This is a genomic window from Thomasclavelia saccharogumia DSM 17460, from assembly GCF_000686665.1.
Taxonomy (GTDB): domain Bacteria; phylum Bacillota_I; class Bacilli_A; order Erysipelotrichales; family Coprobacillaceae; genus Thomasclavelia; species Thomasclavelia saccharogumia.
Genome location: NZ_JMLH01000056.1, coordinates 1 through 17,921, shown reverse-complemented (window position 1 = coordinate 17,921; position 17,921 = coordinate 1). Strand labels below are relative to the sequence as shown.

The following is a 17,921-nucleotide window of genomic DNA, read 5'->3' as shown; positions in this document are numbered from 1 at the left end:
AGAAATATTTTTATTTACTTCAGTGACTGCCACAGGTGTGAAAAGGTCATTATCATTTTTTACAGTTTTAGAGTAGTCAGGATAGATGATTTTTCGCCACTTATAGAAACATGATTCATTGATGGAATGCTCAGCACACCATCTTATTACTGTTTCACCAGATGAATAACATTCATCAATGATTGATTTCCAGTATTGCTTCCGTTGTTCTTTTGTCATATTAACACCTCCACTTATTGATGACTCTATTATTATATATTGAGATGTTTTTTACTGTTAGGTGTATGCTATTTGACGCTTACATTCATAATAAGGATTCTGCAGTACATACTTTTCAGAAGTATTTCCGGCACCATCTGTTACCGTGATTTCAATCTGTTTTGTAGTAAAATCTTTCTGTGTCAATTGCACTCTCAGCATTCCATCCTTCAAGTCTGTATAAGTGGTGCCATTGACTGTTACTGCAGTAATCCCAGATACTGTATCATTCCCCTGAATCGTCAGCACACCATCTGTCAGGGAAGCAGAGAGTGTCGGCTTTTCCGTGTCATAACACTTAATAGAACGATTCTGCTCATACACCTTTCCATCACCATCTGTCACACGCACATACACTGTCTGATTTCCTGTGATCGTGATACTTCCGCTTCCGGTTACATCCTGCCAGCTTCCATCTTTTCCTGCTTTTGCTTCAATTTTTGCTATCGAAAAACCTTCCGGCATATGACTGGCATCTACCGTAACAGCAATGGTTGTTTCTCCCTGTTTCCAGCCATCCGGCTTCTCAATCGTGATTGCAGGTGTGGTATTCTCAGCTGCATAAGCAGTCTGTGTCTGGAGCATAGGCGATGTCAGGCAAAGAAATGTCGTTGCTGCAAGCAAGCTCTTTTTTACCCTGCTTTTAGTAATTGTTCTCTTCTTCTGTTTCATTTTTTCCAGATTCATCATCGACTTTTGTTTCCTCCTTCTGTATTTCTACCCTGCCGGGCAGTTCATTTTTCATTCTCTTTTTGAAAGCTTCCAATTCCGGAATACTCATATCCATTGCACGGATAATTCTTACAATTTCCAGATTTTCCGCTTCTGTTTTTGCAATCTCCGCAGCCTTGAACCGCTTTAAATCTGCTTCATATCTGGCTTTGGAGGCTTCCATTTTCTCTTTGGCTTTCTCATAATCTGCCGTAGCTTTTTCAAGACTTTTCATCGATTCTCCTTTCCGGACGGCTGATGCAGCCGCCCTTTTTTCTTACCATCGTCCAAATCCATAGAAATGGCTCTGCCAGTATGGGGAATTGATGGACGTATACTGCACCGGATGTCCACAATGGATCATCTGACCATTGCCTACATAGATTCCGATATGCGTTACCGGCTCCCCTGCGTCGTAAGTTCCAGTAAAGAAAATCAAATCTCCCGGCTGTGCCTCCGACTGGGATACTGACGTACAAATGTTGTACAGTCCCTGTGCTGTCATCCTTCCAGTATTTCTTACCCCGGAATGAACCAGACAGTAACTGACAAATCCGGAACAATCGAATCCACTTGGGGAATATCCACCCCACACATACGGTGTTCCGAGATATTTTGCCGCTTCTTCTAGTAATCGCTGTGCCGCTTCACTGGTGTATTCATTGCCACCAAAAATGGAACCTTCTCCTGTTTCCAGATAAAAGATCGGGTTCAACCGTTCTCCATTTTTCAGAAGTTCAATATGAAGATGGCTTCCTGTGGAATTACCAGTATTTCCTACAAGACCTATCTCATCACCTTTCGTGACAGATGCTCCTGCAGATACACTCCGGCTGCTTAAATGTGCATACCGCAGTTCATAGCCTTTCCTGTCCTTGATCACAACATAATTGCCATAGCTGTCGTTATAAGCAGAAGTTGTAACCGTTCCGGTCAGCCCTGCCATTACTTTTGTTCCCTCTGGTGCTCCGATATCCATACCATTATGAAGCTGATTTGCTCCTGAAATTGGATGAATCCGATATCCATAATAGCTGGTCACACTGGAATACCAGTTAAAATCAACCGGTGTTGCAAACATCTGTAAATTACCTTTCGTGTCGTTATAGGCACTAAACAATTCTTTTTGGAAGAATCCCAGCCTGTCCTGACAGATTGACATCAGATTTCCGCTATTTAAGGTGACATTCAGCACATCTACATCCCTTGTCCTGGTCACTTCCACTTCCTGACTTCCATTATCATCTGCCAGATAACATTCCCATGTCTGATGTCCATGTGCAGATGCCGCCGCATGATTATCATAGTAGACGTCAAACTGTACACCATATCTTGCGAAAGCTCCGGTATCTTCTACCGTATATTCGACACCATTCATTACCACTTTTGTTCCCATTGGCACAAACGGATTGGAAGCATCTACCGCTAAGGTATGATTGGCAGTTGGATATGCTCCACTGGCAGTCGGTCCTCCGCTCCAAATACCACAACAAATTGGGCAGTTACAATACCCACTGGTCACAACCTGTCCCAAAGATTCTCCAACTCTTACAGTTGCTGTCTCTGTCACAGTCTCATTGAGTGCTTCTGTTTCTAACCGATACTGCAATGCAAAAAGAGCATCCAGTTCTGGCTTTACCTGTTCAAAGGTAAATTCTTCATACTTTGCTGACAGATAACTGATCAGGATAAACGGATCATGCTCAATAGGTCCGATATCATATCGGTATTCCTCATGTCCCGGTTCTTCAGATTCCATGTTGTTGATCCGCTCCTGCAGATTAGCTTCCAGCTGTGTGTAATACAGTTCCGCTTCCCGGATTGCCTGATCCGATGACAGATAACTGGTTCCGGTATAAGTGATCACATTTTGTAAAAACACTGCAGAGCAAGACGTGACATTCGTTATGATCAGAAACATCAATCCGATCAGAACTGCTACACTGATATACACCTTTCGGTTTTCTTTAAAGAAGTTGGTGACTTTGCCGCCAATCTTCTTAATATAATCAATCGTACCTTTTGTAGCTGTTCCTACTGTCTGTTCACTTCGCTTCGCTTTGGCATAATCCCGTTTGATCTGTTGCTTCTGAATCTGTTTTTTCAGTTTCTTTTGCTCCTGACGGGCTGCAGCCTGTGTCTGTTTCTCTTCCTGTCTTTCAAGTCTGCTTCTTTTTCTGGATGCCCTCTGTTTCCTGCGTCTGGCACTTCTCTGTTCCAGCCGGTAAACACCTTCGCCACTTTCTTCTAACTTATGGGCACCTTCTACCGCCGCATTATCGTCTTCATTTTTGCTGATCTCACGGTGCAATGCTACGGAAGTTGCACTTCCTGCTTTCTTAACAGCAGAAGTTTTTTCTGTTTTCACAGATTCCCCTTCTCCAAACTTCAAGCGGGATTTCTTCTTTCCAGGAGCTTCCCCTTCATTTGCCCGATAGACCTGTGCCTTCTTGGAATGCTGCTTAGCTTCCTTTTTCTTTTTTGCTTCCTCATAAGAAAACTTTTTGGCTTTTTCCTTCTGTTTTTGATGGCGGAAATTGACTCCATCCGTATCCATCTGGTTCAATTTCTCCATATCTTTGTCATTTTTCACAGAAGCACCAGTTTCCTCATAAGCAAACTTCAAACGTTGTTTTTGTTTAGGCTTTTTGCTGCCACCGGTCTGATTTCTCCGGCTGTCTCCCCTGTTTTCTGATAGATCAGCACGTTTATCTTTCAGTCTCCCTAACTGTCCGACTTCGGATTTTTCTGCAAGTCTGGATTCTTTTCCGACTTCAGCACGGATTCTTTTTCTATTTTGCTGTTTACTACTCTGTCCAAAATCCTCACTTTGCTTCTCTGTCCGTATCAGTTCCGGTGCATCTCTGGATTTTTGCACAGAGGGACGAATATTTTTCCCACTCCGTTCAGACTGGCGGGAAGACTTATCCACAAGGCTTACTTCTTTTTCCCCCTGTTTTCCTCCCATCTGCACATCACTGGCACGGTTACTGACACGAACAGAAGATTTATCCGTCAGGTTTTCTTCCACCAGACCATCCTTGGTCATTTTCTGGACTTTCTTATCCCTGACTTTCATTCTCTGTTCTGCCACTGATTACTCCTCCTTCTTCGGATACCCTTTCCCTGCCTGTAATAAACAGAGAATAGCGATGCCAAATACAGCACCGCCACAAAATGTCAATCCATATGAAATTACCTGTAACATTGTTTTACTCCTCCTGTATTACCCTGCTTCGGCTGTTTCCTCCGGGCGGGTTGTCATAATCTTATAAAGGGAATTCTTCGGGAATCTGTCTACAAACGGAATAATCACATTTCCATAGAACAGAAGTCCTTCACCCTCATTACTGTTGGTTACATAAGACAGCTGGGTTGGTGAAATATTCAACTGTTTAGCCAGAATCTGCCTGTCACCGGATGCCTGGTTGAGCATATAGATAAAATCAGAGTTTTCAAAAATATTCTCGATTTCCCTGGAAGCTAAAAGATCCTTAATGTTCTGGGTAATTCCTGTCGGAATACCGCCCCATTTACGGAATCGCTTCCAGATTTCCACGCTGTAGGCTGCTGTCTGTTCTTCTTTTAAGAGAAGATGGAATTCATCCACATAGTAACGGGTGGATTTATGAGCGGAACGGTTGATCGTCACTCGGTTCCATACCTGGTCCTGCACAATCAGCATCCCGATCTTCTTCAGCTGTTTTCCAAGCTCCTTGATATCAAAACATACGATACGGTTGTTGATGTCCACATTTGTGCGATGATTAAATACATTTAGGGAACCTGTAACGTAAATCTCCAATGAAGTTGCCAGACGCTGTGCTTCCGGCTCTTCCTGTTTCCGCAACAGATTATATAAATCCTCCAGTATCGGCATCTTCTCTGGCACCGGATCAGCGAGATATTCCTGATAGACCAGCCGCACACAACGGTCAATGATCGTCTTTTCTACCGGTTCCAGTCCATTCTTTCCACCGACAATCAGTTCACACAGGGACAGAATAAAATCTGCCTTTAAGGACAGCGGATTATCTTCCTCTGAATAATTCAGGTTCAGATCCATCGGATTGATATACTGGTCTGATACCGGTGAAATCCGGATGACCTGTCCGTGCAGTGCCTGCACCAGTGGATAATACTCGGCTTCTGGATCACAAATAATAATATCGTCCTCCGTAATCAGGAAACAGTTCGTAATTTCTCTTTTTGCTGAGAAGGATTTACCGGAACCAGGTGTACCAAGAATCAGTCCATTCGGGTTCTTCAGACGCTTCCGGTCAACCATAATCATGTTGTTGGATAATGCATTCAATCCATAATAAAGAGCTTCCCCTTCCTGGAACAGTTCCTGTGTCGTAAATGGCACAAAGATCGCTGTTGCCGATGTGGTAAGCCCTCTCTGAATCTCAATTCGATTGACTCCCAGTGGAATACAGGACATCAATGCTGCTTCCTGCTGATAGTCCAGCTGTTTTAAGGAACAGTTGTATTTTTGTGCGATACCCTGTACCTGGAAGATATTGTTATCCAGCTTCTGACGCTTCTTTGCGGTATTCATCACCAACACTGTCACAAGAAACATACGCTCATTTCTGGACTGTAAATCTTCCAGCAGATTCTTTGCTTCTTCCCCGTAGGTCACAAGATCCGATGGAAGCACATCCATGTCATACCCGGAACGTACCGCCCGCTTCTGCTCTTCAATCTTCATCTTATCCAAATCTGAAATCTTGCTCTTGATCATCTTGATCGCAGAACTCTGGTCAATGGACTGGATATGAATATTGACATTGATGCTGTCATCCACATCCAGGAAATCTGCAAGCATCCGGTCTGTAAGCTCCGGTGCCAGGATCTGCAGATAACTCACGCTTCCCATGGTCTTTCCCATCAGAAATGTCTGATTCTTGGAAAAGTTAAAGGAAGTTGGTGCAATAAAGTCTTTGGTCTTTAATCCTGTTTCCGGCAGCATCTTGTACTGGAACTTAAATGGTTCAATCCGATCCTGGTTGAACACATGATACAGAATCTCCAGTCGCTCCAGACCATTTAAGGAATGTGCCTGTGCTCCCAGAACTTTAAAGTTGTTCAGGATATCGGCTTCAATCCTTTCAAGCCTTGGTCTTGCCACCTTCAGGCTTTCTGCTTCGATTCCAAAAGTGATATACTTGGTTTTCACCAGACCATTGTTTCCCTTGGAAAGCTGATTTTTTAACATGGTCCGGTACTCCTCACGAATGGCATTGAAGTCATCGTTCTGATCCGGAATATCAATACTTTTCTCAAATTCAGCCACATCCACCTGCTGATTGATAAAGGACAGCTGCACACTGATGGAAGAATCAAAGTAATTTAAAAAATCACAGTAATTCTCAAATATCGTGGTCTTATCCTCATTTAAAGCCAGCTGATAATTGATGTCATAAAACTGAATTGTCTTAGAGAAAAAGGTCTTTGTCACCTGGCAGATACCATCCTGCAGCATCCGAATATACGGAATACTCTGCTGTGCAGTTGTAGGAATGTTTTTCTGTTTCCTACGATCCCGTTCCTGCTTCTTCCTACGCTTTTCCTGTTCTCTTTCTTTTCTGCTTTTTTTGTTTCTTCTTTCCTGACGGTTTCTTTTTTCCGCCAGGGACAGACGCTCCTGCTGAGCCTCCTGCTTTGTCTTTTTTGCCATCCGGCACACCCTCCTTTTTTACAAGGGTGGAAATCTCCTGATAAAAATTTTCTGTCTTATATGGTCTTACCGCTGGACATATAAACTTCTGTCGAATGATATTTGCCACCACTTTTTCAAAGGGAAGCCCGTCTTTTTCATACATCGCCATGAAGAAAAACGGAAGCATGATCGTTACCATCAGAATGGCAGCGATACTGGAACCGATTGGTTTTCTCATGAACAGATAAAACGGAATTCCCACAACTGCGGCAAGTGAAAAGAAAATCAACTGCCGCTTTGTCAGATTTAACGCTACTTTTGTTTTGACCTTGGTAAGGTCTTTTGGTACTGGTACATACGCCATGGTATGCGCTCCTTTCCTGCCCGTTAGTGGGCATTGAATATTGATTTGCTAAGGCTTCCGGTCTTGAATAATGAAAATGCAAGAATCACGGTATAAGCCGCTACTGAAAACATTGCTGCATGAAGGTCACTGGATATGGTCATTGCATTTACTAAAACTGCATAAATTCCCACACAGACCATCATGAAGAATCCCTGAAATGCCAGTGCGAACAAGCCTTTTAAATAGTTGTTTCCGATATTGCCCCATTCCTTATTCGTCATAGTGGCAAACGGAATTGGTGCTATGGAAGTATAAAGGTAAATTTCTATCATCCTGCCGTACAAGATTACCGTAATGATAATTGACAGAATGTGCATGGTAACACTGATCAACATCGTTTCCATGGATAGCAGGAACAAATCCCCCAGTTCCATATCTTCCAGTGCATCCACAATCCTTGTGATTGCTTCCGATGCGTCCACTGCTGTGTTTCCGGAAATTACTCCGGCGGCATTGTTGACCACATGCTGGCCAACGTCAAAGACCGCCATCGTGATATTGAACGTATTTGTCACCAGATAAATAGCTACATACGCTTTGAAGATCCAGAGGAAAATATTGTAAGTCTCAAATTCATGGAAATTGTTTTTCTGTGTTACCATCGTGATCAATTCATAGCACAGGACAAAGGTGATGATCAGTCCCGCAATGGGGACAATCACTGTTTGGGATAAATTCTGAATCAGATTAAAAATCCCTGCATTCCATCCCTGCGGTGTCTGTCCCACCTGCCCGGCTATGGTTCCCACCTGCTCATTGACAGACGTGAACATGTTATCCAAACTTGACTTGATAAGCCCGATCAGGATATCCTTTATCGCTTCCGTAATTCTCTCAATGATGGTGTTCATCTACTACTCCTCTTAAGAGAACAATGTTGCCAGCTGTGGAATCAGGGTAGTTCCCAGCAGCATGATTCCGGCACCAGCCATCAGCTGTTTGATGCCCTGGCTCTTAGCGCCGGGATTGTCATTCCCATATCCTTCCAGAAGGTTTACGACACCCCACACGCCAAGACCTGCACCGATTGCGACTACAAGAGTTTTTAAAGTTGTAATTGCACTGCTAAAAAACGCCATATACATTCACCAAAACTGACTTTTTTCAGGTGTTTACGGGAATGAAAAAACACCGACTAAAAAGCCGGCGCACCTAATGTCAGTTATTCCTTTCCTCATTATTTTTCGTTCATTCCCAAGGTTACTCCGACAGTTCTACATGAATTACTTCCACCTCTTCTTCAGATTTCGGTGTGTACTGCGGATTTAACTCTTTCTCAACTTTGTATCGGTTCTTCTCGTTTTCATCTGCAAGAAGCCGATAGTTTTTGTGTTTCGTGATATCATATTTGTCCGAGAAAAATGGTCTGGCACCACGGATCTGCAGGATACATTTTCCTCCATCCATGACTGCAATCTCATCTTCTGTCATCAGCTGTTTGCCTGTTTTCTGGTAATTCAATCCAAAAGACTTCTGATTACTCCTCGTCTCCGAAGTGTTATACAGGTCAATGGTTTCCTTACCCAGAAGCTCACTCATTTCCTTTAATGTGGTCTTCTCTTTCCCACCAAGGAATAAAGTCGTATCACAGTTGCCCAGAATGGTATCTGCACTATCCTTATACATTGCCTTTAACTGACTCTGTGACTGCAAAATAATAGAAGCAGAGATTTCCCTGCTTCGGATAGTTGCGATCAGCTTGTCAAACTGAGGAATTTGTCCGATGTTGGCAAACTCATCAGCGATGACACGCACATGCACCGGAAGTCTTCCACCATATTCATCATCTGCCTTATCGCAAAGCAGATTGAAAAGCTGTGACTGCAACATCGCAATCACAAAGTTGAATGTGGTATCCGTATCGGACATAATCAGAAACAAGGCTGTTTTCCTGTCTCCGATCTTATCCAGCTCCATTTCATCGTAAGACATGATCTCACGAAGCTCTGCGATATCAAATGGGGCAAGTCTGGCACCACAGGAAATCAAAATCGACTTCGCCGTTTTGCCGGCGGCCATTTTGTATTTTTTATACTGTCTGACCGCAAAGTGCTGCGGATCTCTTTCTTCCAGTTCCTGGAACATCATATCCACTGGATTCTGGTAAGTTTCATCCTCTTCACGGGTTTCGCTTTCATTCAAAAGATCCAGAAGAGTATTCAGATTCTTTTCCTCTTCATCACCTTCATACCAGATAAAAGCAATCAGTGCTGTATACAGCAATTTCTCTGCTTTCACCCAAAAATCTTCGGAAGCTTTTTCCCCTTCGCCTTTGGTATTTACAATGATTGTTGTCACCAGCTTCAGGATATCTTTTTCAGACCGTATATAAGCAAATGGATTGTAATGAAGGGATTTAGAAAAATTGATCGTATTCAAAACCTTAATCACATAAGGCTCATATACCACTTTCCTGGATTTATCTTTGATGACATTTCCATCTTTATCCCTCTTCGGCGGTCCCTTTGCTAACATCTTCCCGCACTCCTCGATCAGAGTGCCTTTGGGATCTGTAATGACCATGGAACAGTTCATCTGCATGACCGATGGTTTTACGAAAAAACGTGTCTTACCGGAACCACTGCCGCCGATAACTACAATATTTTTATTTCTTGCATATTTCGGTTGCTTCGGTCTGCTCTCCATCGTCAGTGCTTCTGTTGCTGTCAGTGGAATGTTCATCCATGGATCATCTGACATATAAGGCTTGATATCCTCTGCAGTTCCCCATCTGGCTGAACCATACTCGATTCCTTTCCGGAGTTTCTTTGCATCTGACTGTTTCTGCCAAACCAATAGTTTCAAAATAACTGCGACAGTAACTCCAACCAATAGGTCTCTCAGGTCAAAACTTAGCAGAATTCCTGTAAAGATCCGATCTGCATGTTCCATCGCATATAACAGTTTGTTCCCTATATCTTCTCCGGGACTTCTCCTGTATAAGCAGGAGGCCCGGTCCGCATAAAAAGCGGTCAGAACATAGGGAAGATTCGTAAGAACCAGTTTCTTTTTATCCAGGGCGGACAGCCTGACCCCAGCCTTATTCTTCCACTTCTGCATCAGCTTATTGCCGTGTTGTTTCATCATCGGCTCTGCTCCTGATGCCGGTTCTTTACTTTGTCCTTCGATTTCTTTGGCATCATTGCCCGGTAAGCTGCAAGACGCTTATGAATGGAAGGCTTATTCGCTTTTTGAATCTGTTTCTGGGAAAACTCACGGAAAGCAGCATTGAGGGCATCCTGATCACGTCCCTTGAAAAATACCAGATAAACCGGAGGCTCTTTGCTCTTGTCTTTTTTCAGAGCATAATTGATCCCGTATTTTCTGGCATACCGTTCAAAGGACTTGATATTTTTGTCCGTGATCTCGATATTGACCATCCCGGCATTCTGTTTTGCCAGCTCTTTTACCGTGACCTTTCCCTGTTTTGGCTGATTTTTCTGTGCTTTCTTCTCTACTGATTTCTGCTTCTGATGACGCAGATACGCAACAAGAACCTTTTTCAACAGGTCTGCCGTAATCTTAGTAGTCCGAATACAGAACGTGACCGTTTTCTGAGTTACCTCTTCCTGCATGACTTTTCCCTCCTTTCAGCGATTCAACTGCTGTCCAGATCTGTAATCATGGCAATCACCCCCTTTAATGAAAAAAGACAGATTAACCGGTAATCAGGTTCTGCACCTGTACGAGTTTTTCTGTCCCTTCTTCTTTTCTCTTATCTTCTCCACCACAATAGATGGGAACACACATTTCAAGTATTCTGCTATAAATACGCTGATGAGCAGTATCTAAATCTGTAGATTTCATTTCATTCAGTCCCAGATTCGTTGTTACGATCAGCGGAAGCATTTTACAATAACGGCTGTCTATCACATTATAGACCTGCTCCAAAGCAAACTCGGAATTTCGTTCTATTCCCAAGTCATCAATAATCAGCAGCGGATAATCCACAAGATTTTGTATAATCTGGTTCTTATCTGCCTGATAGCTGGTCATTTCATTTAGGATCCTGGAAAAATTTGTCATCATGACACGTTCTCCCTGTTCCAAAAGTGCATTTGCAATACAACCTGCAAAGAAACTTTTCCCGGTTCCAACAGGTCCCATCAAAAGCAGTCCTACATTTTTTCTCTTCATATCTGTCCAGTTTTCTACATACTGCCTGGCAATTAGTATCTTCTGGTTGCTTCCGTTGTCATTTTCAAATTTCCATTCCCAGAATCTTCTTTCCCGAAGTCCGACGGATTTTCTCTGATAAAGCTGCCGCTGTGCTTCTTCCCACTGCATCTTCTCATCTAGTTCCTGCCTGGCTTTTACCTCGCATTCGCACAAACAGGACACTACATGCTCAAATCCCATCAGACTGACCTTCATCTGTTTTCTTTTTCTACAGATACCACAATGAAGGCACCCATCTTCGTCCACATAATCTTCAACCACTTTATTTTTCATTAAAGGCTTTCTCCTTCCTGAAATTCATATTTGTCCATTCCTGCCCTGGTTCCATCCCTTTCTGCCCAAAGACAGATTGTTGCAAAATGGTTCTGATATTCTTTTCCACTGGATTTCATATAAACAGAAAGATGATCAATCCGTTTCTGGTAATCCCATGGAAATAGCGTCATCAGCTCCTGCAGTTCAGCTTCCGACAGAACAACATTTTTAAATCTACCATACTGACTGAATTTTTCTTCCAAAGTGGGAGTATTGCCCTTACTCTTATCAGTATGATTCTTTTCAGTCTTATTTATCTTAGTATTACTTCCATCCAGATTCTTGCAGTCCGGACTTCTATTTTTTTGCGTTCCGGACTTCCAGTTTCTTGCAATCCGGATTTCCAATTCCTTGCAGTCTGGATTTCCAGTTTCTGGCGTTCCAGAAGCAAAGTATCTTACTGGCTTTCCTCTGCTCCGTTTCACAAAATTTTTCACGTATATGACAGAAGGACGATTATTCCCCTGCCGATACCGTTCGATCAATCCAATGCCATGCACACTGTCAAGCTCATAAAGAAGCTTTGTCACTGTCGTATGCGACATTCGCAACAGCTCCTGTAATTCTGCGATTGTGTAAATGATATAGACATAACCATCACTGTCGATCCAGCCATTTTTCTTGGATAGGCTGATTCGATCAAGCAGAATTCCGTAAAGGAGCTTTGCGTCTGTGGACAGGCTTGCAAACTCTTTTTCTGTGAACAGAGCTTTGGGTATCCGAAAAAAAGAAAACTGGTCAGATTCTTCTGCTCTGAAATATTCAAAATCTGCCATAACTTATTTCCTATTCTTCGGCTTCGTTTTCTTCATAACGTGAATCATACAAAGCATAATCGAATCCCTCCATAAAATCCTCCAGATACATTTTTTTTAACTTCTTATCTGCCATGCTCAAGTCATAAATAAAACTCTTATCATAATCAATAGCGTAAGCAAGTGCTTCCAGGATAATGCTATATCTCTTTCTTGAACAGTCTTTATACTGTCTGTGAAGATATTGCTGAAGTCTTCTTACTCTTTTAAAATCTTCTTCATTTTCATGCAGATATTTAAATGCAAGTTTCATTCCAAACTCAAAACCAGACGTTGGGAAATCCTCTTCTTCCAGATCCTCAAAATCCTCCTGTTCTTCACCTTCCATTGGTTCTGAATCATACTCATCCAGATACCCCATATCTACAATAGTTTTCAGAATATCTCTGGATGCTGCCACCATCTTGTCCATGATAATTTCTCTTTCTTCCAGTGGCATATTTGCCATAATTCTGTCTAATGTCATCATTGATTCTTCCTCCATCTCATTTTCATAAATATCGTTGATATAAAAGTGGTTCGCTTTTCCATTATTCGGAATAATACGCACCAGCTTTCCAACCTGAACCAGTTCCTGTACAGCCTGATCTACTCCATATCGGGTCATATTCAGATTTTTCTTCATTTCACTTTTCGGATAGACAACAAACAGATCTCCATTATGATCTACCCAGCCATTCTGTACCGCAAATTTCAAACGATCCAGAAATAAGCTGTATAAAATCTTTGCTGTATTTGACAGATTTTTGTATTTTTCCATCTGGAACAGCACCTTTGGCACCTGCAGACAATCTACCGGCATATACTCCATCTTACTCATTGATTGTTTTCTCCTTCTGTTTGTACAGCACTTCAGCTGAATTGATATTGATTTCCAACATCCCCACGAAAACCTGATAATACAGCAGGCATATCTGTTCATCCTCCCTTGCCAGATACAATCCTTCCAGTTCATTGGACGGATGTTTCATCCCATATACTGCCTGACAGATATCATGGATTTTCTCACATTCCACACTTCTAAGATGCATCTCCAAGGTGTGATTGAATCTCTGCCAGTCCTCCAGTTTTTGATTTACTGCCATCATGCACTGGAATAGTTCCGCTGCTTCACATGCTGCTGACAGCACTACATTTTTGTTATTGATACTTCCATCGGCATTTTTCATATGCCCTATCATATACACCTGATCTACTGAAACCATCTTTTATCCTCCTCTATCTAAACGGCATTTCCTCTTCCATGCCCTCCGGTATCTCTAAGAACCCTTCCGCATCTTCTGGGAATGGTGGTCTGTCAACCATTTTTGCACCTGCGAATTCAATCCGGTTTGCATACACTTCGGTGGTATAAATCTTTTTCCCGGTATCCTTATCTTCATAATTACCCGTGACAATCTCGCCTTCCACCATGACCTTCGTTCCCTGCATCAGATAATCTCTGGCAAATTCTGCTTTCTTTGCAAAAGCCTTTACCGGAATGAAACTGACTTCATCAGAATAATTTCTTCTGACTGCCAGAACAAACTTGGCAATCTTATGAAGTCCTTTTTCATTCTCCACTTCATTGTATCCAGGATTTCTTACCAATCTCCCGGAAATAATTGTTGTATTCATTGGCTTAACCCTCCTATACTTTCATTGATTTGTAACAGATACCGATACATGGACCACATTTTCCATAGGCACATCCGTAACATTCATCTTTTTCCAACTCTTCCTGCTTCATTTCATCTGCAAACATCTTTAAAAGAGTTGTATAAATCTGTTTCACTGCCAGGAACTTTTCCTCCGCTTTTTCCATCTTCTCTTTGTAAAATGGAATCAATCTACGAAGAATCGGATGGAAACGCTCATTCTCATCATCCCAGGCACAATTTTTCATCATACAGCGTGGCTGTTTCTCATAACTTCCAAGATAATACGGACAAAACGTACAACCTCTTTCTTTGATAATCTCAGGTGAAATTACCGGCATCTGACTTTTGATTTCTTTTGTTACATGCTTGCTTTCAATGCGTTCTCTCATAATAAAATCCTCCAAACTAATATTTGCAAAAGGGATTTACCCTGAATTGCCTGTTTTTAGGCACAAAAAAAGAGGCAGACTTACGATTTTTGTTTTCGCAAGCCTGCCTCTTATCAAACTAATCTTCTATTTTCCAATGATATACCGTATAAAAACGTATATCGCTCTGATCACATACACTGGAATCATGATACTTCCGATCAATGCTCCAATGATGACACTTAATGCAGCCATACCAAGTGTTGCTGTGGTATCCATTCCCCTTGGGATTAGAATCAGCCGCATTTTATGTATTCCAAATGGTAATCCGGCAATAAATATCCACCAGAACCAATCTGTCTGACCGCTGACTTTCATAATTGTTTTTGTCATCCAAAACCAGAATACCATAAATGCCAGCGGCAGAATTGATTTTTTAATTACATCTTCAATCGTCACCTTTTTTCTCCTTCTGTCTGATTCCTTCCGTCACCTCCCGATTGAGGTTTGCCAATATTTCTCTAACCACAGGAGAATCCAATCGAAAGGTTTCCAGATCTTTCTCCGTAAGCTCCCTTCCGTTCGCATCATATCTTCGTACATTTTTTAAAGCCATACTTTCACTTTCTTCCTGCTGATAATCTTAATGTTTTCAACAAATGTTTAAACTTCTCTCTTTTCATCTGTTTAACACGTATCTTTTCTATCTTTTTCCTATAGACTTGTATTCTACTTGCCATATCTTCATTGCTCATTCTTCACCCTCTCTTTCTGCCCACGATGCCAGAAGCATAAATATAATTTCTTCCATCTGAGTCTTTGTATATGTCTCTGGAAAATATTGTTTCAACTTTTTCGCCGGAATCTGCACTTGAACTTTTTCAGTACTTTCATTCATGCAAATCTGGTCAATCTCTGAATACGTCAACATCCGTTCTTTTGAAATCTGTTTCAATTCCTTTGCCTGCTTCATGGACGGTACCATATTGTGATTACTCATATACTGAAGTAACACCTGTTGTTCTTCATTTCTCAAATATGAAATTTCAACAGCCGTGTTAAAAGGAAGTTTCTTATCATCTGCCATTTCCAACAGTTCGGGAAGTAACAATGTCAAATGAATATATCTTAATATTTGTCTGGAACTATCTTCAGTATTCTGACTGACTTCCTCTGCCGCCAACTTCTTGCCAACTTGGCAAGAAGTTAAATCGGATCTCTTACCCTGTCGTTTCAATGCCTCATATTTCATTTTATAAGCAAAAGCTTTTTCACTGATTAAGAGTTCTTCTCTTTGAATATTGGAATCTACCATAATCACCGTTGATTCATCATCCGTAAGATCTTTGATGATAACCGGCATTTTCTCTAATCCTGCAAGTTCACATGCTCGTTTTCGCCGATGACCTGCTACCAACTCATAACCCCCAGACTCTCTCAACCGCACAATGCCAGGAACCAATACGCCGTATTGTATAATACTTTCTGATAATTCTTCCATTTTCTTATCATCTCTTACTTGAAATGGATGATTCGGAAATGGATGAAGACTTCCGATTGCTATCTCACTAATTCCATTGATTGACTCTTCGTTTGTTCCAAACAATGCATCAAGCGGCTGTAAGGAAACGGGAGTTGCTCTTTTTTTAGATGGCATCTTCTAGCACCTCCTCCGTCACTCTCCGATAAGCCTCTGTAGCTTTGCTTTTCGGATCATAAGAGAAAATACTCTGTCCTTCTCTGACTGCTTCCTTCATTCTTACAGAAAATGGAATATAATTATCAAAGATATGGATTTGACTTCCATATGCATTTCTGAGAAGCTCCATATTATTTCTGGCATCATTCGTATGAGCATCGACCATCGTAAACAAAATACCTCCTACTTGCAGCTTCGGATTGATCTGCTTACGGACCTTGCCGATTGTTTTTAACAGTTGCTGCAATCCTTTGATTGGTAGGTAGGACGCTTCAACCGGAATGAGAACTTCATCCGATGCAGCCAGCGCATTAATCGTAATCATTCCCAATGATGGCATACAATCTATGATGACTGCATCATATTGATCCTTGATACCATATAAAATCTGTTTCAATACATATTCCCTGCTCATTGCATTTACCAACTGTACTTCCGTACCTGCCAGTCCAATGTTAGAACAGATAATGTCTATCCCCTCTGCCTGATGTCTGATATAACAGTCGGAAGGAATATCTTCATCTTTCATTACTGCATCCATAAGAACTGTAAGTGTTTCATTACTGTCATCACAATCACGATATCCAAATCCTGCGGATACATCAGACTGTGGATCGGCATCAACGATTAACACTTTCATATTTTTTTGTGCTAATCCTACTGCTAAATTAGCTGTACATGCGGACTTTCCAGTTCCCCCTTTTTGGTTTACAATAGAAATAATTCTAGCCATTTTTTCATCACCTTTCAATCAATAAAAATGACCGAATCAGCTAAACAGATTTTCATCCATTACGAGCTAATTCGGTCCTGTTTTCGCTATTAAATTGTAATATCATCACTTTCGTGATACAGTAAAAGCATCTCAGATAAAAGCGAATATTTTCTTTCATCTGAATAAGGTTTTTATAAAAGATAGGCCTTTCCTTCATAAATTTGTTGATTCGTTGCAAGTTTTTTTCAGGACCAAATCGCCTCAACCCCTTGTATTTACTGGGTTTCCGTTGATTTAGTCTTATTTTATCATCATCATCACCCAAACGAAGACCACACCAATAAAGAATTTCAAATGCTTGATAGACACAGTCTTTATCCATCATAACTTCTGAAAATTTTAAATACTCTTCCTTTGTCCAAAATTTCATTTCTTTTGCTTTCTCTTTACCCATATTTCCAGCATTTCTAGCTGGATTGCCAGATAATCCATATCTTTTACATGCATGATTAAATATGGCACTTAATTGATTATGAATTGTTTTTAAATAAACTGGTGAATAAGGTTCTTGATTTTCATCACGATAAGCCAATAATTCATTTTGCCATTGTGTTACATCTGATACTGTTATTTCATTCATTTTGAGGTTCTTGAAATAAGGAAGTATCTTATCATTAATTAAACAAATTTTAGTCATCATCGTATTTTCTTTAATACGATTGGTTAAATCTTTAAGATAAATATCTACAAAATCTTCAAATGTCATATCTAAATCTCTTGCATCTTTTAATAATTCGGATGCTAAAAACCTATCTGCTTCTCGTTTTGTTTTAAAACCACGTTTAACAGTACGTTTCTTTTCACCTGTATATTTCTTTTTAAAATAACTCACATACCAAGTTCCATTTTTATCCTTATACTGTTGATTAGCGAATTATATTAGATAACTTTTTTCAGATTAAATTAGTTATTTTTGAAATGCTTTTTTATAAATCAATTATAATAATCAAATTATTTTAACCGCTTTCTTCAAATTATTTTATTATAAATATTATAAAAACAGTCTGATTGATATTTTCATAATATCTGCTCTCAGACTGTCATTTCTACTATATTTCTATATCAAATACTGATTCAGGCTTCTCTTCAC

At 40.9% G+C, this 17,921-nt stretch carries 20 protein-coding genes; all 20 read right to left on the bottom strand.

All coding sequences use genetic code 11. The annotated features are described in order from the left end of the window. Positions 1 to 219 (bottom strand): IS66 family insertion sequence element accessory protein TnpA (tnpA, locus tag BR82_RS15760; RefSeq protein ID WP_034864834.1); only part of this gene is annotated, 219 nt, incomplete at its 3' end. A gap of 57 nt (positions 220 to 276) precedes the next feature. Further along, the gene (locus BR82_RS15755) at positions 277 to 948 is read right to left on the bottom strand and encodes a hypothetical protein (RefSeq protein WP_205618760.1); all 672 of its coding nucleotides are present in this window, start codon (positions 946 to 948) and stop codon (positions 277 to 279) included. Next, on the bottom strand, positions 902 to 1,204 hold the full coding sequence (locus tag BR82_RS0111425) for a DUF4315 family protein (protein ID WP_027090297.1): 303 nt from the start codon (positions 1,202 to 1,204) through the stop codon (positions 902 to 904). The genes BR82_RS15755 and BR82_RS0111425 overlap by 47 nt, the downstream gene beginning before the upstream one ends. A 42-nt stretch (positions 1,205 to 1,246) precedes the next feature. Beyond that, positions 1,247 to 4,063: a CD1108 family mobile element protein gene (locus tag BR82_RS17750; protein WP_240474555.1), complete on the bottom strand. Its 2,817-nt coding sequence runs from the start codon at positions 4,061 to 4,063 to the stop codon at positions 1,247 to 1,249. Positions 4,064 to 4,195: 132 nt separating this feature from the next. After that, the gene (locus BR82_RS0111410) at positions 4,196 to 6,652 is read right to left on the bottom strand and encodes a VirB4-like conjugal transfer ATPase, CD1110 family (protein ID WP_027090295.1); all 2,457 of its coding nucleotides are present in this window, start codon (positions 6,650 to 6,652) and stop codon (positions 4,196 to 4,198) included. Next, on the bottom strand, positions 6,534 to 6,998 hold the full coding sequence (locus tag BR82_RS15750; protein WP_012744297.1) for a PrgI family protein: 465 nt from the start codon (positions 6,996 to 6,998) through the stop codon (positions 6,534 to 6,536). Before BR82_RS15750 ends, BR82_RS0111410 begins: the two co-directional genes overlap by 119 nt. Positions 6,999 to 7,021: 23 nt before the next feature. After that, positions 7,022 to 7,891 (bottom strand): VirB6/TrbL-like conjugal transfer protein, CD1112 family, encoded by an 870-nt coding sequence (locus BR82_RS0111400; protein WP_027090294.1) that lies wholly within the window; start codon positions 7,889 to 7,891, stop codon positions 7,022 to 7,024. Between the two features lie 12 nt (positions 7,892 to 7,903). Further along, positions 7,904 to 8,119, bottom strand: a complete 216-nt coding sequence (locus tag BR82_RS0111395) for a Maff2 family mobile element protein (protein ID WP_017144663.1) — start codon at positions 8,117 to 8,119, stop codon at positions 7,904 to 7,906. 121 nt (positions 8,120 to 8,240) lie between these two features. Beyond that, positions 8,241 to 10,100: a VirD4-like conjugal transfer protein, CD1115 family gene (locus BR82_RS0111390; protein ID WP_205618761.1), complete on the bottom strand. Its 1,860-nt coding sequence runs from the start codon at positions 10,098 to 10,100 to the stop codon at positions 8,241 to 8,243. Between the two features lie 23 nt (positions 10,101 to 10,123). Further along, positions 10,124 to 10,615 carry a PcfB family protein gene (locus tag BR82_RS0111385; RefSeq protein ID WP_027090292.1) on the bottom strand — a complete coding sequence of 164 codons (492 nt, stop codon included), beginning with the start codon at positions 10,613 to 10,615 and terminating at the stop codon, positions 10,124 to 10,126. 82 nt (positions 10,616 to 10,697) lie between these two features. After that, the gene (locus tag BR82_RS0111380) at positions 10,698 to 11,492 is read right to left on the bottom strand and encodes an ATP-binding protein (protein WP_027090291.1); all 795 of its coding nucleotides are present in this window, start codon (positions 11,490 to 11,492) and stop codon (positions 10,698 to 10,700) included. Next, on the bottom strand, positions 11,492 to 12,310 hold the full coding sequence (locus BR82_RS0111375; protein WP_027090290.1) for a replication initiator protein A: 819 nt from the start codon (positions 12,308 to 12,310) through the stop codon (positions 11,492 to 11,494). Before BR82_RS0111375 ends, BR82_RS0111380 begins: the two co-directional genes overlap by 1 nt. 10 nt (positions 12,311 to 12,320) lie before the next feature. Continuing rightward, complete coding sequence (locus BR82_RS0111370) at positions 12,321 to 13,169, bottom strand: replication initiator protein A (RefSeq protein WP_027090289.1); 849 nt, start codon at positions 13,167 to 13,169, stop codon at positions 12,321 to 12,323. Beyond that, positions 13,162 to 13,554 carry a hypothetical protein gene (locus BR82_RS0111365; protein WP_027090288.1) on the bottom strand — a complete coding sequence of 131 codons (393 nt, stop codon included), beginning with the start codon at positions 13,552 to 13,554 and terminating at the stop codon, positions 13,162 to 13,164. The genes BR82_RS0111370 and BR82_RS0111365 overlap by 8 nt, the downstream gene beginning before the upstream one ends. Positions 13,555 to 13,567: 13 nt before the next feature. Beyond that, positions 13,568 to 13,966, bottom strand: a complete 399-nt coding sequence (locus BR82_RS0111360; RefSeq protein WP_027090287.1) for a single-stranded DNA-binding protein — start codon at positions 13,964 to 13,966, stop codon at positions 13,568 to 13,570. Positions 13,967 to 13,979: 13 nt separating this feature from the next. Beyond that, positions 13,980 to 14,378: a hypothetical protein gene (locus BR82_RS0111355; RefSeq protein ID WP_027090286.1), complete on the bottom strand. Its 399-nt coding sequence runs from the start codon at positions 14,376 to 14,378 to the stop codon at positions 13,980 to 13,982. 126 nt (positions 14,379 to 14,504) lie between these two features. Then, positions 14,505 to 14,816 (bottom strand): DUF6050 family protein, encoded by a 312-nt coding sequence (locus BR82_RS0111350; protein WP_027090285.1) that lies wholly within the window; start codon positions 14,814 to 14,816, stop codon positions 14,505 to 14,507. A gap of 292 nt (positions 14,817 to 15,108) precedes the next feature. Continuing rightward, positions 15,109 to 16,014 (bottom strand): ParB/RepB/Spo0J family partition protein, encoded by a 906-nt coding sequence (locus tag BR82_RS0111335; protein ID WP_027090284.1) that lies wholly within the window; start codon positions 16,012 to 16,014, stop codon positions 15,109 to 15,111. Beyond that, positions 16,004 to 16,789: a ParA family protein gene (locus BR82_RS0111330; RefSeq protein ID WP_027090283.1), complete on the bottom strand. Its 786-nt coding sequence runs from the start codon at positions 16,787 to 16,789 to the stop codon at positions 16,004 to 16,006. The genes BR82_RS0111335 and BR82_RS0111330 overlap by 11 nt, the downstream gene beginning before the upstream one ends. A gap of 52 nt (positions 16,790 to 16,841) precedes the next feature. After that, positions 16,842 to 17,663: a tyrosine-type recombinase/integrase gene (locus BR82_RS15745; RefSeq protein WP_240474554.1), complete on the bottom strand. Its 822-nt coding sequence runs from the start codon at positions 17,661 to 17,663 to the stop codon at positions 16,842 to 16,844. Positions 17,664 to 17,921: the final 258 nt, after the last annotated feature.

Bases quoted from the DNA above. Each gene is read 5' to 3' on its own strand.
- BR82_RS15755 (WP_205618760.1), bottom strand. From the start codon at position 948: ATGATGAATCTGGAAAAAATGAAACAGAAGAAGAGAACAATTACTAAA.
- BR82_RS0111425 (WP_027090297.1), bottom strand. From the start codon at position 1,204: ATGAAAAGTCTTGAAAAAGCTACGGCAGATTATGAGAAAGCCAAAGAG.
- BR82_RS0111410 (WP_027090295.1), bottom strand. From the start codon at position 6,652: ATGGCAAAAAAGACAAAGCAGGAGGCTCAGCAGGAGCGTCTGTCCCTG.
- BR82_RS15750 (WP_012744297.1), bottom strand. From the start codon at position 6,998: ATGGCGTATGTACCAGTACCAAAAGACCTTACCAAGGTCAAAACAAAA.
- BR82_RS0111400 (WP_027090294.1), bottom strand. From the start codon at position 7,891: ATGAACACCATCATTGAGAGAATTACGGAAGCGATAAAGGATATCCTG.
- BR82_RS0111395 (WP_017144663.1), bottom strand. From the start codon at position 8,119: ATGGCGTTTTTTAGCAGTGCAATTACAACTTTAAAAACTCTTGTAGTC.
- BR82_RS0111390 (WP_205618761.1), bottom strand. From the start codon at position 10,100: ATGCAGAAGTGGAAGAATAAGGCTGGGGTCAGGCTGTCCGCCCTGGAT.
- BR82_RS0111385 (WP_027090292.1), bottom strand. From the start codon at position 10,615: ATGCAGGAAGAGGTAACTCAGAAAACGGTCACGTTCTGTATTCGGACT.
- BR82_RS0111380 (WP_027090291.1), bottom strand. From the start codon at position 11,492: ATGAAAAATAAAGTGGTTGAAGATTATGTGGACGAAGATGGGTGCCTT.
- BR82_RS0111375 (WP_027090290.1), bottom strand. From the start codon at position 12,310: ATGGCAGATTTTGAATATTTCAGAGCAGAAGAATCTGACCAGTTTTCT.
- BR82_RS0111370 (WP_027090289.1), bottom strand. From the start codon at position 13,169: ATGAGTAAGATGGAGTATATGCCGGTAGATTGTCTGCAGGTGCCAAAG.
- BR82_RS0111365 (WP_027090288.1), bottom strand. From the start codon at position 13,554: ATGGTTTCAGTAGATCAGGTGTATATGATAGGGCATATGAAAAATGCC.
- BR82_RS0111360 (WP_027090287.1), bottom strand. From the start codon at position 13,966: ATGAATACAACAATTATTTCCGGGAGATTGGTAAGAAATCCTGGATAC.
- BR82_RS0111355 (WP_027090286.1), bottom strand. From the start codon at position 14,378: ATGAGAGAACGCATTGAAAGCAAGCATGTAACAAAAGAAATCAAAAGT.
- BR82_RS0111335 (WP_027090284.1), bottom strand. From the start codon at position 16,014: ATGCCATCTAAAAAAAGAGCAACTCCCGTTTCCTTACAGCCGCTTGAT.
- BR82_RS0111330 (WP_027090283.1), bottom strand. From the start codon at position 16,789: ATGGCTAGAATTATTTCTATTGTAAACCAAAAAGGGGGAACTGGAAAG.